Source organism: Psychromicrobium xiongbiense (assembly GCF_030271165.1).
Lineage (GTDB): Bacteria > Actinomycetota > Actinomycetes > Actinomycetales > Micrococcaceae > Renibacterium > Renibacterium xiongbiense.
The window spans coordinates 13198-27772 of record NZ_JASSZH010000027.1 but is presented as its reverse complement, the minus strand read 5'-3'; the positions used below and the strand labels follow the sequence as shown (position 1 = coordinate 27772).

General features: G+C 64.3%; 16 protein-coding genes. 5 read left to right on the top strand and 11 right to left on the bottom strand.

Going from position 1 to position 14575, the window contains the following annotated elements; all coding sequences use genetic code 11:
• Window positions 1-45 precede the first annotated feature (45 nt).
• From QQM37_RS10830 to QQM37_RS10820, 3 genes are read right to left on the bottom strand one after another with little or no spacing between them, the layout of a single operon-like run.
• Window positions 46-1248: an amidohydrolase gene (locus QQM37_RS10830; protein ID WP_285727366.1), complete on the bottom strand. Its 1203-nt coding sequence runs from the start codon at window positions 1246-1248 to the stop codon at window positions 46-48.
• Window positions 1249-1257: 9 nt separating this feature from the next.
• Window positions 1258-1743: a tetratricopeptide repeat protein gene (locus QQM37_RS10825; protein ID WP_285727364.1), complete on the bottom strand. Its 486-nt coding sequence runs from the start codon at window positions 1741-1743 to the stop codon at window positions 1258-1260.
• A 2-nt stretch (window positions 1744-1745) separates the two neighbouring features.
• Complete coding sequence (locus QQM37_RS10820; protein WP_285727362.1) at window positions 1746-2924, bottom strand: mannose-1-phosphate guanylyltransferase; 1179 nt, start codon at window positions 2922-2924, stop codon at window positions 1746-1748.
• Window positions 2925-3192: 268 nt separating this feature from the next.
• Here QQM37_RS10820 and sdhC point away from each other — a divergent pair, with 268 nt between their 5' ends.
• The 5 genes from sdhC (at window position 3193) to QQM37_RS10795 (ending at window position 7193) form a co-directional block, all read left to right on the top strand.
• The gene (gene sdhC / locus QQM37_RS10815) at window positions 3193-3585 is read left to right on the top strand and encodes a succinate dehydrogenase, cytochrome b556 subunit (protein WP_285727360.1); all 393 of its coding nucleotides are present in this window, start codon (window positions 3193-3195) and stop codon (window positions 3583-3585) included.
• A 1-nt stretch (window position 3586) separates the two neighbouring features.
• Entirely contained in the window at window positions 3587-4033 is a 447-nt protein-coding gene (locus QQM37_RS10810; protein WP_285727359.1) for a succinate dehydrogenase hydrophobic membrane anchor subunit, read from the top strand.
• 95 nt (window positions 4034-4128) lie between these two features.
• Window positions 4129-5916, top strand: a complete 1788-nt coding sequence (gene sdhA / locus QQM37_RS10805; protein WP_285727358.1) for a succinate dehydrogenase flavoprotein subunit — start codon at window positions 4129-4131, stop codon at window positions 5914-5916.
• Complete coding sequence (locus QQM37_RS10800; protein WP_285727357.1) at window positions 5916-6728, top strand: succinate dehydrogenase iron-sulfur subunit; 813 nt, start codon at window positions 5916-5918, stop codon at window positions 6726-6728. Before sdhA ends, QQM37_RS10800 begins: the two co-directional genes overlap by 1 nt.
• A gap of 132 nt (window positions 6729-6860) precedes the next feature.
• Entirely contained in the window at window positions 6861-7193 is a 333-nt protein-coding gene (locus QQM37_RS10795; protein ID WP_285727356.1) for a hypothetical protein, read from the top strand.
• Between the two features lie 200 nt (window positions 7194-7393).
• On the opposite strand, the gene QQM37_RS10790 is transcribed toward QQM37_RS10795, so the two are convergent.
• The 8 genes from QQM37_RS10790 to QQM37_RS10755 form a co-directional block, all read right to left on the bottom strand.
• Window positions 7394-8548 carry a YihY/virulence factor BrkB family protein gene (locus QQM37_RS10790; protein ID WP_285727355.1) on the bottom strand — a complete coding sequence of 385 codons (1155 nt, stop codon included), beginning with the start codon at window positions 8546-8548 and terminating at the stop codon, window positions 7394-7396.
• 6 nt (window positions 8549-8554) lie between these two features.
• Window positions 8555-9112, bottom strand: coding sequence for a 2'-5' RNA ligase family protein (locus tag QQM37_RS10785; RefSeq protein ID WP_285727354.1), 558 nt, complete (start codon window positions 9110-9112; stop codon window positions 8555-8557).
• Between the two features lies 1 nt (window position 9113).
• Window positions 9114-10136 carry a tryptophan--tRNA ligase gene (trpS, locus tag QQM37_RS10780; protein WP_285727353.1) on the bottom strand — a complete coding sequence of 341 codons (1023 nt, stop codon included), beginning with the start codon at window positions 10134-10136 and terminating at the stop codon, window positions 9114-9116.
• 64 nt (window positions 10137-10200) lie between these two features.
• Window positions 10201-11082 carry an exodeoxyribonuclease III gene (locus QQM37_RS10775; RefSeq protein WP_285727352.1) on the bottom strand — a complete coding sequence of 294 codons (882 nt, stop codon included), beginning with the start codon at window positions 11080-11082 and terminating at the stop codon, window positions 10201-10203.
• A 65-nt stretch (window positions 11083-11147) separates the two neighbouring features.
• A complete protein-coding gene (locus tag QQM37_RS10770) occupies window positions 11148-11696 on the bottom strand; it encodes a hypothetical protein (RefSeq protein ID WP_285727351.1) in 549 nt (182 codons plus the stop codon).
• 85 nt (window positions 11697-11781) lie between these two features.
• Window positions 11782-12636 (bottom strand): ABC transporter permease, encoded by an 855-nt coding sequence (locus tag QQM37_RS10765; protein ID WP_285727350.1) that lies wholly within the window; start codon window positions 12634-12636, stop codon window positions 11782-11784.
• Window positions 12633-13475 carry an ABC transporter permease gene (locus QQM37_RS10760; protein ID WP_285727455.1) on the bottom strand — a complete coding sequence of 281 codons (843 nt, stop codon included), beginning with the start codon at window positions 13473-13475 and terminating at the stop codon, window positions 12633-12635. The genes QQM37_RS10765 and QQM37_RS10760 overlap by 4 nt, the downstream gene beginning before the upstream one ends.
• A 52-nt stretch (window positions 13476-13527) precedes the next feature.
• Window positions 13528-14520 (bottom strand): ABC transporter ATP-binding protein, encoded by a 993-nt coding sequence (locus QQM37_RS10755; RefSeq protein WP_285727349.1) that lies wholly within the window; start codon window positions 14518-14520, stop codon window positions 13528-13530.
• Window positions 14521-14575: the final 55 nt, after the last annotated feature.

The window sequence follows — 14575 nt, the reverse complement described above, 5'->3', positions numbered from 1 at the left end:
AACTTAATATTCCGAGAGCTACACCTGCGATGCCTACGGCAATGCTCAGCCCAGGTCGCGCAGGGTCCTCAGGGCGGTCGCAGCGAGGACCCTGATGCCGTAGCCCAGGGCAGCCTCGTCCACGATGTAGTCCCCGCGATGCAGGTCGTAGACCTCTCCCCCGGTCACATGGGTACCGAGACGCATCATGGCGCCGGGGATGTCCTGGAGGAACCAGGCGAAGTCCTCCCCACCCATCGACTGCGGGGTCAGCACCACGGCATCCTCACCCAACTCGGCACGGGCTGCAGCCTCGATCAACGCCGTCTCATGCTCGGAATTGACCACCGGTGGCACCCCCCGCACATGCTCCAGATGGACATCCACGCCATAGGGGGCCGCGACCTGCTGGACCACCTCGTCGAGCAGCTCGCCGGCAGCATGCCAGGCTTCCCGGTCCAGGCACCGCATTGTCCCGGCCATGTAGCCGCTGGCCGGGATCGCGTTCGGCGCCGCACCGGCATGGATCTGGCCCCAGACCATGGACACCGCGCTGCGCGCATCCACCCGGCGGGAAAGCACCGCAGGAACGCTGACGGCGATTTCGGCCAGTGCGAAGACCAGATCCTCGGTGACGTGCGGTCGGGAGGTATGCCCTCCCCGGCCGGTGAGCTCGATTTTGATCGTGTCCGAGGCAGAGGTGATCGGGCCGATCCGGGTGCCGATCTTGCCCAGCTGGATGCGCGGATCGCAGTGCAGGGCAAGAATCCGGGGAACGCCATCGAGCACGCCCTGAGCGATGCACTCCAACGCCCCTCCGGGCAGCATCTCCTCCGCAGGCTGGAAAATGATCCGCACGGTGCCGGCGAGGGGCTCCTGAGCATTCATGCTGGCCAGCACCAGGGCGATGCCGAGCATGGTGGTGGTGTGCACATCGTGCCCGCAGGCGTGGGCCACCCCTCGGTTCACGGATTCGAACGGCAGCCCGGTCTCCTCCAGTACCGGCAGCGCATCGATATCCCCGCGCAGCGCGGTGGCGATGGGGCCCTGACCGATATCCACCACGACGCCGGTGGTCTCCAACCGGCGCGGGTTCAGACCGGCTGCCACCAGACGCTCCATGATTTTGTCCGTGGTGCGCATCTCCTTGCCGGAGAGCTCCGGGTGCTGGTGCAGATCACGCCGGAATTCGAGCAGTTCGGGAAGCAGGGGCTCCAGCCACGGTTCTACGGTGGGGGTGGGTTCGGCTTCCGGAGTGTAATGACGCACACCGAAACTCTATCGACGGGAGGACATTTCCTGCACATAGTGCGTCAACGACGTCTGATACTGCGTCACATGCGGTATCAGCGCCGTCAATGCCACCGACAACCCCTCCTGGTCCCTACCCCGAGAGCCGAGCACCAGGGCGAGGAAGGCCTGGATGGCACTGGTGTACTCATCGACAGGATGTTCCAACTCTGCACGCAACAGTGCTTCCGACTCCACCAGCTCACCCAGATTGCGCAGCGAACTGGCCAGCTGGATGACCGCCTGCCGCCGTGGCGCACCACTCAGACCCTCGGAGAGCGCCTGCCGGTAGAGCTCAACAGCCTCCACCGGGTGGTCGGTGGCGTCCTGAAAACCGCCCCGCTCAAAGGCGATCCGCGGGTCACCTTCTGGAAGCTGCGCCAGCAGGGATTCCAACAGTCCACTGAACTCCGGCGCCTCGAGCGCATCGAAGCGATCCCACAGGTCCTCGAGCTGGTCCGCAATGGGCTCCACGCTCAGAGCACGTCCACATCGCCGGAGGCCTTGAGGCTCTCTACGGCAGCCTTGACCCGCTGGGCATGTTCCGTCGTGGTCACGAGCAGCGCATCGGGGGTATCCACGATCACCACATCACTAATGCCGATCAGGGCGATAACGCGCTTGGTGTCGGTGACGACGACGCCGGAGGCGTTCTCAGTGAACACCCGGCGCGCACCTTCGCCCAGAACGGTCACGTTCTCCGTGTCCTTGGCGCTGTTGAGGCGTCCGATGGCGGCAAAGTCACCGACGTCATCCCAGCGGAAGGCAGCGGGAATCACCGCCACATCCCCGGCGGCTGCTGCCGGCTCCGCCACCGCGTAATCGATCGCGATCTTGGGCAGGGTCGGCCAGATCCGGGCCGTCACCTCATCGCGTTCCTCAGTATCCCAGGCCTGTGCGATCTCGGTCAGTCCGGCATACAGCTTCGGTTCATTATTGGCCAGGTGCTTCAGCATGAGCGCCACAGGAGCCACAAACATCCCGGCATTCCAGTGGTAGCCGCCCTCCTCGATGTACCGGTCCGCCGTCGTCTGGTCCGGCTTCTCCACGAACTCCGCCACTGCATGGGCGTGCGGTGCACCGGTAACCTCCAGCTGGTCACCGGTACGGATGTACCCGAAGCCGGTGGAGGCATGCGTGGGCTCGATGCCGATCGTGACGATCCGGCCCGCAGGGGCAGCCTCGGAGGGTGCCGCCGTCAGAATAGCCTCGTGGACAGCCTGCTGAAAGACGTCATCCGGGCTGATCACGTGGTCCGCAGCGAAGGATCCCATGATGATCTTCGGATCCCGCTCATAGAGAATCGCGGCGGCCAGTCCGATCGCGGCCGCAGAGTCTTTGGGTTCGCTTTCGAGCACCAACTCGGAATCCGGCACCTCCGGCAGCTGACCGCAGACCGCCTGTCGATGAGCCACACCGGTGACGACCATCATCCGCTCGCCCGCGAGCGGAGTCAGTCGATCATAGGTGGACCGCAGCAGAGTGCTGCCCGATCCGGTAAGGTCATGCAGAAACTTCGGCGCGCCCGCGCGCGAGAGCGGCCACAGCCGGGTGCCGACGCCGCCCGCCGGAATCACCGCATGAAACGAGGCCAACGCCTCCCCCTGCGCGGCACTGAGCGGTACACCGTTTTCAGAAGCATGATGCGTATTCATTGGCGCTCACTCTAGCCGACCACCCTGTCTCCGGTGGGACATGACCGTGGTGATCCATATCCCACTCACGGCCTGTAGGGCAAGAACCGCGCCAATAAAGTGATCCGGGCCACTCAGCAAGGGTAGGCTAAGTTGAGTAAGCTGTGAGCGAAGCCTAAATTTGGGGCTGAGTCAGCGTGACTGGCTGAGCTCTGGCAACCGGCAAGGTTCGCACTCATCAGCGAGCCGGGACACAGCGGATGCCGTCCAAACACCCGGAGGTTTATCAGTGCCGACAAAACCAGCTGGCACCCTCTACCGCGGCCATGAAGGCATGTGGTCGTGGGTCGGCCATCGAGTCACCGGTGTGGTGATTTTCTTCTTCCTGTTGGTTCACGTGCTGGACACCTCTCTGGTGCGCGTCTCGCCCGAGGCATACGACGCCGTCATCGGCACCTACAAAAACCCCCTGATGGGCGTGGGCGAAGCCGCACTGGTGGCCGCCATCGTCTTCCACGCCTTCAACGGCCTGCGCCTGATTCTGGTGGACTTCTGGAAGAAGGGCCCCAAGTACCAGCGTCAGCTGCTCTGGGGAGCACTCGGCCTCTGGGTCGTCGTGATGGTGCCGTTCCTGATTCGCCAACTGAGCATTGTGCTTGCACCGCTCTGGGGAGGTCACTGAGATGACGACGATTGAAAGCCCGCGCAGCCGGGTCAACTACCAGCGGAACGGCACCAAGGGCTCGAACTTCGAGATGTTCGCCTGGCTGTTCATGCGCCTCTCGGGCGTGGTTCTGGTCGTACTGATCTTCGGCCACCTGTTCGTCAACCTGATGGCGGGCGAGGGCGTACACCAGATCGATTTCGCCTTCGTCGCCGGTAAGTGGTCCAGCCCGTTCTGGCAGGTCTGGGATCTGCTGATGCTGTGGCTGGCCATGCTGCACGGTACGAACGGCGTACGCACCATCATCAACGACTACGCCGAGAAGAACGCCACCCGCGTCACGCTGAAGACTCTGCTCTTCCTGGCCGCCATCGTGGTCGTCACTCTGGGAACCCTGGTCATCTTCACCTTTGACCCCTGCATCCCCGGCGCCGCCAACCTTCCCGATTTCTGCCCGGTCCGCTAAGGGCATCTCTACTATTCACATCCGCCTGGGCGGCCCTCAGCAGAGCTGATCCGACCACGCCAGGTACCACCGTTCGACCCGCCAAGGAGCGAAGCATGCAGGTTCACAAGTACGACGTCGTGATCGTCGGTGCGGGAGGAGCAGGCATGCGCGCGGCCATCGAGTCTGGCCAGCGCGCCCGCACTGCGGTGCTGACTAAGCTCTACCCCACGCGCTCCCACACCGGTGCCGCCCAGGGTGGTATGTGTGCGGCCCTGGCGAACGTGGAAGAGGACAACTGGGAATGGCACACCTTTGACACTGTCAAGGGTGGCGACTACCTGGTGGACCAGGATGCCGCAGAGGTGATGGCCAAAGAAGCCATCGACGCCGTGCTGGACCTGGAAAAGATGGGCCTGCCCTTCAACCGCACCCCGGAGGGCCGCATCGACCAGCGCCGCTTCGGTGGCCACACGCGTGATCACGGCAAGGCGCCGGTTCGCCGCGCCTGCTACGCCGCAGACCGCACCGGTCATATGATCCTGCAGACGCTCTACCAAAACTGCGTCAAGCACAACGTGGAGTTCTACAACGAGTACTACGTGCTCGATCTGCTCACGGTCGAGGAAGAGGCCGTCCGCGAGGACGGCACCACCTATCTGCAGAAGCGCGTTGCCGGCGTGGTCAGCTACGATCTGGCCTCCGGTGAACTGCACGTCTTCCAGGCCAAGAGCGTGGTCTTCGCCTCCGGCGGTGCCGGCAAGGTCTTCAAGACCACCTCCAACGCCCACACCCTCACCGGTGACGGCATGGCCATCGCCTTCCGCCGCGGCATTCCGCTGGAGGACATGGAGTTCTTCCAGTTCCATCCGACCGGTCTGGCCGGCCTGGGCATCCTGCTCTCCGAAGCCGCCCGCGGCGAAGGCGCGATCCTCCGTAACTCCGAAGGTGAGCGTTTCATGGAGCGCTACGCCCCCACCATCAAGGACCTGGCGCCCCGTGACATCGTCGCCCGCTCGATGGCGAACGAGGTCCGCGAGGGCCGTGGCTGTGGCCCGAACAAGGACTACGTGCTGCTGGACCTGACCCACCTGGAACCGGCTCATATCGAGGCGAAGCTGCCCGATATCACCGAATTCGCCCGCACCTACCTCGGCGTGGAGCCCTTCACGGAACCCGTGCCGGTGTTCCCGACTGCGCACTACGCCATGGGCGGCATCCCGACCAACATCCAGGCCGAGGTTCTGCAGGATAACGAGACCGTGATCCCTGGCCTCTACGCTGCGGGTGAGGTCGCCTGCGTCTCGGTGCACGGTTCCAACCGTCTCGGCACCAACTCGCTGCTGGACATCAACGTCTTCGGCAAGCGGGCCGGCATCGCCGCCGCCGAGTACTCCAAGACCGCTGACTTCGTGGATCTGCCGGAGGATCCGGAGGCCTACACGCTGGGCCTGCTGGACCACGTGCGGACCTCCTCCGGCACCGAGAAGGTCGCCGCGATCCGCAAGGATCTGCAGGACACGATGGACGCCAATATGCAGGTGTTCCGTTCCGCAGAGACCCTGGACCGGGCATTGACCGACATCGCCGCTCTGGAGGAGCGGTACACGCGGATCACCGTGCAGGACAAGGGCAAGCGCTTCAACCTGGACCTCCTCGAGGCCGTCGAGTTGGGCTTCCTGCTGGAGCTCGCCAAGGTCATGACGGTGGCGGCGCTGCACCGCGAAGAGTCCCGCGGCGGTCACTTCCGCGAGGACTTCCCGGAGCGCGATGACATCAAGTTCATGAAGCACTCCATGGCGTACCTGGACGATGCCGCCGAGACCGAACATATTGCTGGCATCCGGCTGGACACCAAGCCGGTTGTTTTCACCCGCTATGAGCCGATGGTGAGGAAGTACTGATGACATCCACGATCGAGACCGCCGAGACCGCTCCGGAGCCGGCGTCCAAGATTGTTCTGCCTGAGGGCATGGGTGGTGGCGGAGAGATCCCCACGTTCAACATCACCCTGAAAGTGCGCCGCTACAACCCGGAGGCAGAGACCCCCGAGGGCGCCGAGCCGCACTGGGATGAGTGGAACCTCACGATGTACGGCACGGATCGCGTGCTGGACGCCCTGCACAAGGTGAAGTGGGAGTACGACGGCACGTTGTCCTTCCGCCGCTCCTGCGCCCACGGCGTCTGCGGATCCGATGCCATGCGGATCAACGGCCGCAACCGGCTGGCCTGCAAGACCCTGCTCAAGGATCTGGACACCAAGAAGCCGATCATCGTCGAGCCGATCAAGGGCCTGCCGATCGAGAAGGACCTCATCGTGGACATGGAGCCCTTCTTCCAGTCCTACCGCGAGGTCATGCCGTTCCTGATCTCCAAGGGCCACGAGCCCACCAAGGAACGCCTACAGTCCGCTGAGGAGCGCGCCCGCTTCGATGACACGACCAAGTGCATCCTGTGCGCCGCCTGCACCTCCAGCTGCCCCGTGTTCTGGACCGACGGCCAGTATTTCGGCCCGGCCGCCATCGTCAATGCGCACCGCTTCATCTTCGATTCGCGCGATGATGCCGGGGATATGCGCCTGGATATCCTCAACGACAAAGAGGGCGTGTGGCGCTGCCGGACGACCTTCAACTGCTCCGAGGCGTGCCCACGCGGCATCCAGATCACCCAGGCGATCTCCGAGGTGAAGCAGGCGATCCTGAGTCGTCGGGTCTGACCATTCTCTGAACGACGCCCCGTCGGCGCATCCGGATTCCGGGTGGTCCGGCGGGGCGCTTTTCGTGAGAGCGCATGGATGGGACCGACCGAGCAATCTAGACTGTGAACACCCCACCGAAGGAGCCATCACATGGGCGACGTCACGCCGATGCCGTCGGCAATCGGCCCGACCTCCGAGGAATTGATCCTCAGCCAGGATGAGTGGTCGCTGCTTGCGCACATGCGCGGTGTCAGCGAGCGCCGCTTGCGCCGTCAGGCACAAACGGCAGCCTCAATGAGCCTGACCGAGCGCGAACTCGCGGCAGTTCTCAGCATGCGACGAGCGCCAGCGCTGCCCCCGTTGGACCTTTCCGCGACGAACGGACCCGAGCAGACTGCGGCGGCAAAGAAGCCGCTGTGGCAACGGATCGGAAAGTTCCTCGAAGAGAACGACCCCACCAAGTCGGGGAACCTGTTCTTCTGAGAATAGCGCTGACAGCTACGCCCATGCGCACGAACGCCCAGTCAGAAGCCCATTCTCCGGTTGGATGCCCCCGGGGGCGTCAAGGTTTTAAGCACTTACTGAGCAGCGCTCACACCAAGGTCCCTCGAATTCAACGATCTCCGGGCGGCATCGAACGGTAAGTGCTTAAGACTTTGACGCCGACGCGGCACCCTAAGCCGTCAGGACGGCCGATGGCGCCGGAAGAGTCCGCGCAGTCGACCCAGTACTCCCGGGCGGGCGGCGTCGACCCGACCGCTATACCGCTCCAGTTCCGCTTCCCGGCGCGCCTTCTCCCGGGCCCGGGTGGCGACATCGGCGGTGCCTACCGCAGCCCAGCCGGTGGCCAGCAGGTAGACCTGGGAGAGCAGATAGAACCAGACGAACAAGCCCAGGATCACCGAGAAGGGTGCCAGCAGCGGATTGCGCCCCGCAACGTTGGCGAGCAGCAGGCTGGAGAGGCTGCGCAGCAGGGTGGAGCCGATCGCGGCCAGCAGCACGGTCTGCCACAGCACCTTACGGGGCATCGTGACGGCGGCTGCGAAGCGGAACAACACCGCAGAGACAGCCACGTCCAGCGCCAGCATCACCACCAGCGCCGCGATAAAGGTCAGGGGCTCCATGATCTGGGACAGGTTCAGCGTCTGCCGAAGCCAGTCCAGCGCGGTGGCCGTCCCGACGCTGAGCACGGAAGTCACCACGAGCGCCACACCGAGCAGCAGCAGTGTGGCCAGATCCTTGAGTTTGAGCAGCACGCCGTTGGTCTGCAGTGCCCCGGCGCCGAAGACGCCTCGCACACCCTCCCGCAACCCGGCGATCCAGCCGAGCGAGGTCACCAGCAGTGTGATCGTGGAGATCACCAGGCTCAGGCTGAAGCCCCCTGAATGGGAGAACAGCTCCTCAGGCGTCGCCAGGCCGCGCCCATCCCCCATGTTGATCAGGCCCGGTGTGGACTGGTTCACCACCCGGACCACGACGTCCTGCAGCGCCGTGTTGCCACCCGCGACCAGGGCGAAAATGGAGAAGCCCGCCACGAGCAGTGCCGCAATGGAAAAGAACATCGTGTAAGAGCTGCCTGCGGCCATCAGCGGCCCGTGACGGAGCGTATAGACCTGCCAGGCCCTCAGGGGCCGGAACAGATTCAGTTGGGCCATCAGGACACCCAGTTGGGCCTTGATCCGGTCCGGGCGCGGAACCGGAGTGCCCTTCGCCGCAGCCCGATGCACTCGGTGAAGTTCAACGGCTGCGAGACGACGGCGGCGCTGGAGTTCCAGCAGATCGTCCGGGGCGGGCTCGGTCGGAACCGTCTCTGGTCGCGTTCCTGAGGGCTCGGCCATCACCGCTCAGTCCTCGGCGCCTGCTGCCGCGCCGCCAAAGCTGAGCTCCTCGCACAACTGCCACAACCCGGACGAATCGTGTTCATAGAGGCCCATGCTGTCCACCCGAAAGGAGGCCCTGTAGTCACTCAAGCGCTCCTCGGCATCGTCCATCGCCGGCTCGGAGATCTCATGAGCCACCGTGACATGCGGGTGAAAGGGGAAAGGCAACGTCCGTTCCAGGGGCCCCTGCTGGAGCCTGGAGTGCAGAGCGAGGCAGTCATCGAACCCCTGTGCCACCTTCAGATAGACCACCGGGGAGACCGGACGGAAGCTTCCGGTGCCCTCCAGGGTGACCTCGAACTCTCCTTGTCCGGCGGCGACCTCGCGCACGTGCGCCACGACTGCTTCCCAGTTGGCGGTGGGCGTCGTGGTCACCAGGGTGATGTGTGCAGGCACGATCTCAGCCAGCGGATCCCCCAGGGAGGCTCGCCATCGTCGCAGTTCGGTCGCATAGGGCTCCGGGAGGGCAAGCACAACGCCCACCAGACGCTCCACCCCGAGTGTTTCCGCGACCGAGGACATCTCAGCGACCCGCTGTAGCCGGGGCCAGCAGACCGACCTTGTTGTACACGTCCTGGAGCGTCACGGAGGCGATGGCACGGGCGCGTTGCGCGCCGTGGGCCAGCAGACGGTCCAGCTCAGCAGGATCATCGAGCAGCTCCGCCGTGCGTGCGCGCAACGGGGTGACGAAGTCCACCATGACCTCCGCCAGATCCACCTTGAGGTGCCCGTACATCTTGCCCGCGTACGCTTCTTCCAGCTCCGCGATGCTGCGCCCGGTCAGTGAGGAGTAGATGGTCAGCAGATTGGACACCCCCGGCTTGGCCTCCGCATCGAACCGAATCTCGGTGCCGTCATCCGTGACCGCGGATTTAATGCGCTTGGCCGCGATCTTCGGATCCTCCAGCAGCTGGATGGCCCCATTGGGGGATTCCCCCGTTTTGGACATCTTGGCCGCGGGGTTCTGCAGGTCGTAGATCTTCGCGGTTTCTTTGAGAATCGTCGCCTCCGGGACCGTGAACGTCTCCCCGAACCGGGTATTGAAGCGGTTGGCCAGCGTGCGGGTCAGCTCCAGGTGCTGCCGCTGGTCCTCACCGACCGGCACCAGATCAGCCTGATAGAGCAGGATGTCCGCCGCCATCAGCGTCGGGTAGGCAAACAGTCCCAGTGTCGCGGCATCGGAGCCGGATTTGGCGGTTTTGTCCTTGAACTGGGTCATCCGGGAGGCCTCGCCAAAGCCGGTGAGGCAATTGAGCACCCAGGCCAACTCGGCATGCTCGGGCACATGAGACTGGACGAAGAAGATCGCCTTCTCCGGATCGACGCCAGCGGCAATGTACTGGGCGGCCACCGTGCGGGTCCGCGTGGCCAGCGCCGCCGGGTCGAAGTCCACCGTGATGGCGTGCAGGTCCGGGATGAAGAAGACTGCCTCGTATTGATCCTGCATGGCCACCCACTGCCGGACGGCCCCGATGTAGTTCCCCAGATGCAGAGAATCGGCGGTGGGCTTGACTCCGGAAAGAATCCGTTGGCGTGCGGCAGTCATGGGATAGGTACTTTCGTTGCTTTCAGTGAGAATCGGGAGGGGACCCGGGTCTGAGGACCCAGCGTCAGAGAATCGTGTAGTCGACCACCAGAGGCGCGTGATCGGACCATCGACCGTCATAGCTGGCCGCACGGTCCACCACGACGTCGGCCACCTCGGCCAGCAGGCTGGGGGTCACCATCTGGTAGTCGATGCGCCATCCGGTGTTGTTGTCGAAGGCCTGGCCGCGCTGGGACCACCAGGTGTACGGCCCCTCCACCTCGCCCGCAATCTCCCGGGCTACGTCCTTCCAGCCGATCTCCTCACCGAAGAAGCGGTCAAAGTAGGCCCGTTCCTGCGGCAGGAAACCGGCATTCTTGACATTGCCCTTCCAGTTTTTGATGTCCAGCGTCTTGTGCCCCACGTTGAGGTCACCCACGATCACGGCATAGTCGCTGTGTGCTGCCAGTTCCGGCAGGCGCACCACCATGGCATCAAGGAAGCGGTATTTGTCCACCTGCTTGGGGGTGTCCACCTCACCGGAGTGGACGTAAGCGCTGACCACGGTGAGTTGCTTGCCTCCAGGCAGGGCGTAATCAGCCTCCACCCAGCGACCCGTAGTATCGAAATACGAGTCACCCACGCCCAGTCGGGTGGCAGTCGGTTCGAAAGCGCCCTTACGCGAGGCGATCAGGACGCCAGCACGGCCCTTATCCGCCGCTTCCGCGTGAAGGAGGTGCCATTCCTCGGCCAGAAAGCCGTTCACCACGTCATCGGGCGCACGCACCTCCTGAAGGCAGAGGATGTCGACTTCACGATCGGCCAGCCAGTCCGCCATGCCCTTACGATAGGCGGCACGGATGCCGTTGACGTTGACGGAGGCGAGCCGGAGCGCATTCTCCGGTTTCGCCGGCCGTACGGAACCGGTGCTGACTGCTGCGGTGGTATCGGGTGTTGTGCTGCTCACTCCATCACCTTACTCGTTATGGCTGACGTTTTGCCCTGGCCCGAAGTCTGTACGGCGGAGGTGTCTCAGTCGATCACCACGCCGGAGATGGTGTCGTCGCCGGGCCGGTTCACGCCGAGCATGTCCCGGCCGTTGTGTGCCGTGATGTCGATCGTCTCCAGAGCGCGCGCCACAATCTCCTGATCGCCGCCATCGGCCTTGGCCCACTCGTCACGAATCACCCGGGCCTGAACCTGAACGATCTTGAAGCTGTGGTCCAGTTTGGTATCCCGCACACCGTGGCTGGGGCTCTCATCCACCAGTCGGGTGCCCGCCGGTGCTGAGGCCGACGATGACGCCGGGTGCTGCTGACCGCTCAGGTCAGCCCGTACCCGGCGCACCTGCTCGGCTCCGAACCGGGCGGCCTTGACCACGCCGATGTAGACCAAGGTGGCGAGGATCAGCCAGGCCAGAGCCACCGCGGCGATGAACCAGCCCAACACCGTGTTGTTGTTCGCTGCCAGCACCAGAGCCACCAGGAACACCACGGCGAGGACAATCGGGCCTACCGCGGCCCAGCGGCCGGGCCGTCGCTGAGAGTTACCAGGGGTACTGTCTGAGATTTGCGAGAACATGCTCCTATTGTCTCCTGTCGCCTGAGGATTGTGGTTTCCTGGGCCGGGCTTCCGCGAGCGGCGAACGAGCTCCGCCAGCGAGGCGTCAGCGCAGGAACAGCTTCCGCAGGCGTGAGGTGGTCAGGACCAGCCCCGCCACGATCATCACCAGGTAATACGCCAGGTGCCCCAGTGTTCCCCAGCCGACCACGCCAGCACCCAGCTCGCGCAGCAACTCCACCCCGTGCCAGAGCGGCATCGCCTGAATCAGCCACTGAATGGGTTCCGGGTAGACGCTCAGCGGGTAGAACGTGGCGGAGAACAGGAACATCGGCAGCATCACGAAGCCCACCCAGTCCAGCTGGGCGAACGTCTTCATAAAGCTGGTGATGCCCATACCGAAGCTGGCAAAACCGAAAGCGATGAACACCGACGCCGGCACCATGAGCAGCGCCCAGGGCGAACTCACCAGCCCCATCACCGCCATCACCACGGTGAACCCAGTCGCATAGACCAGCCCACGCAGCAGGGCCAGGAAGATCTCGCCCAGCGCCACGTCCAGCGGACCCAGCGAGGTGTAAAGCATGCCCTGGTACAGCTTGGCGAAGTTCATCTTGAAGAAAACGTTCATCGTGGAGTCGTAGACCGCGCCGTTCATGGCCGAGGTGGCCAGGAGGGCCGGGGCGATGTACGCCGCGTAGCTGATCGGTGCGCCACCGGGCCCCGTGACGGTACCGACCAGTCCGCCCAGGCCAACGCCCATCGAGAGCAGGTAGAGGACCGGCTCAAAGAACCCGGACACCATGACGGGCCAGTTGGTGCTGCGGCTGACCAGCAGTCCGCGGGCGATGACAGCCCGGGCGTTGCCAGAATACAGAGCAGCCAGCGGGCCCTTTCGTGCGGCCACGCGCTGGACGGCGGCAGCCACGGCATCGCGGGCGGCTAAAGTCTGGGGACTCATCCCTGTAACCTCCGGGCAAACATTCTCTGGGCCAGGACCCAGCCCAGCCAGGCCAGCACCAGTAGATAGGCGGCATGCATCAGGCTCAGCCAGAGAGGTTCCTGGTAGCCGAAGCTGAACACGCGTCCCAGCTCCGTGGCGTGCCACAACGGCGAAATCCAGCCGATCCACTGCAGGAACCACGGCAACTGGGTCAGCGGGAAGAAGGTCCCGGAAAACAGGAACAACGGGGCGACCACAAAGCGCTGCACCAGGGCGAACTGCCCGGCATCCTTGGTCAGGGTGGCCGTCCAGGCCATCAGCGGCAGGCCGAAAGACATGGCTGCGATGCTCGCGCTGAGCACCGAGAACCAGCCCCAGGGGCTCGGTGCCACCCCGAACAGCACTACGATCAGGTAATAGATGACAGTGGGCAGCAGAATCCGCAGGAACACCGCCACCACATGCCCCTGAGCAATCTGCTCGGGACGCAACGGAGAGGCATAGGGCCCGTAGTAGACCCGCCGCCACTTGAAGCCATCCATCACGGGGTACATGAATTCCCCGGCGGCGGACATCAGCGCCGTTGAAGCAACCAACGCCGGGGCGATGAAGACCTGGTAGCTGACCCCGGAGAACTGGTGCTGCGCACTGGCATTGACCAGGGTGGCCAGTCCAACACCCATCGCCAACAGATAGGCCAGCGGGGTGCCGATCGAGTACATGATGACGGAGACCAGATAGACCCGCATCTGCCGCAGGACCTGCTCGGCGAAATACCACCAGCCGAAGCGCCGGGCACGCTCGGCGGATTCGAGTGGGGTCAAGGGGTTGGGCAGACGGGTCCGGCCACGCGCGATGCCGGCTCCGGAGTCGGCGGGCGACGCGGCGTTGTGCCCACTCAGACCATGCTCAGTCAACGAGGCTCCTCCCCGTCAGCCGGAGGAAGACATCCTCCAGCGATGACCTGCGGACGAGAGAGGTGAGCGGTCGCAGGCCGCGACTGGTCACCGCCTCCAGCACCGCTTCGCCATCGTTCGAATAGACCAGCACCCGGTCCGGCAGGCTCTCCACCCGGTCAGCCAGACCACCGGGGCCTGCGAACCCGGGAAGCGTCGCCAGCTCGGTCGCAACCGAGGCATTGCGCTCCGAACCGAAGCGAAGCTCCACCACCTCCCGGGTGGAGTACTCCCGGATCAGCGAGGCCGGGGAGCCTTCCGCCATAATCTGACCCTGATCCACCACAATGAGCCGGTCACAGAGCTGTTCCGCCTCGTCCATGTAGTGGGTGGTGAGGATCAGCGTGGTGCCAGCCTCCTTGAGCCGGAAGAGCCGGTCCCAGAGAATGTGGCGCGCCTGCGGGTCCAGGCCGGTGGTGGGCTCATCCAGCAGCAGGATCTTCGGATCGTTGACCAGTGAGCGGGCAATGGTCAGCCGGCGCTTCATGCCACCGGACAGGTCGTCCACCTTGGCCTGAGCCTTGTCGGTGAGCTGGGCGAACTCCAGCAGCTCCTCCGCTTTGGGCTTGAGGTAACTCAGCGGCAGACCAAAGTAGCGGCCGTACACGATGAGGTTGTCCCGCACCCGCAGTTCCTCATCCAGATTGTCCTGCTGAGGCACCACGCCCAGGTGAGCCCGGACCTGGGGTCCGTGCTGTTCCGGGTCCAGCCCCATGATGGTCAGGGTGCCAGAGGTGCGCTGAGAGACTCCACCAATCATCCGCATGGTGGTCGATTTACCAGCACCGTTGGGCCCCAACAGGCCAAAAGCCTCACCCGCGGGGACGTCAAAGCTGATGCCGTCTACCGCGGTGAAGTCACCGTATTTTTTGGTCAGCTGGTGAGCGGAGACGACAAATTCCGGCTGGTTCCGGTCTGCGGAGTGAGTGATGGAATCAAGGGACACTCAACACAGGCTAGTACACATATTCGATTCTATGAAGAGGCTGAGCGGGATCTCT

What these genes read in the sequence shown, in the direction of transcription:
- QQM37_RS10820 (WP_285727362.1), bottom strand. Translation starts at nt 2,924, where the DNA reads ATGAATACGCATCATGCTTCTGAAAACGGTGTACCGCTCAGTGCCGCG.
- QQM37_RS10810 (WP_285727359.1), top strand. Translation starts at nt 3,587, where the DNA reads ATGACGACGATTGAAAGCCCGCGCAGCCGGGTCAACTACCAGCGGAAC.
- sdhA (WP_285727358.1), top strand. Translation starts at nt 4,129, where the DNA reads ATGCAGGTTCACAAGTACGACGTCGTGATCGTCGGTGCGGGAGGAGCA.
- QQM37_RS10800 (WP_285727357.1), top strand. Translation starts at nt 5,916, where the DNA reads ATGACATCCACGATCGAGACCGCCGAGACCGCTCCGGAGCCGGCGTCC.
- QQM37_RS10795 (WP_285727356.1), top strand. Translation starts at nt 6,861, where the DNA reads ATGGGCGACGTCACGCCGATGCCGTCGGCAATCGGCCCGACCTCCGAG.
- QQM37_RS10790 (WP_285727355.1), bottom strand. Translation starts at nt 8,548, where the DNA reads ATGGCCGAGCCCTCAGGAACGCGACCAGAGACGGTTCCGACCGAGCCC.
- QQM37_RS10785 (WP_285727354.1), bottom strand. Translation starts at nt 9,112, where the DNA reads ATGTCCTCGGTCGCGGAAACACTCGGGGTGGAGCGTCTGGTGGGCGTT.
- trpS (WP_285727353.1), bottom strand. Translation starts at nt 10,136, where the DNA reads ATGACTGCCGCACGCCAACGGATTCTTTCCGGAGTCAAGCCCACCGCC.
- QQM37_RS10770 (WP_285727351.1), bottom strand. Translation starts at nt 11,696, where the DNA reads ATGTTCTCGCAAATCTCAGACAGTACCCCTGGTAACTCTCAGCGACGG.
- QQM37_RS10765 (WP_285727350.1), bottom strand. Translation starts at nt 12,636, where the DNA reads ATGAGTCCCCAGACTTTAGCCGCCCGCGATGCCGTGGCTGCCGCCGTC.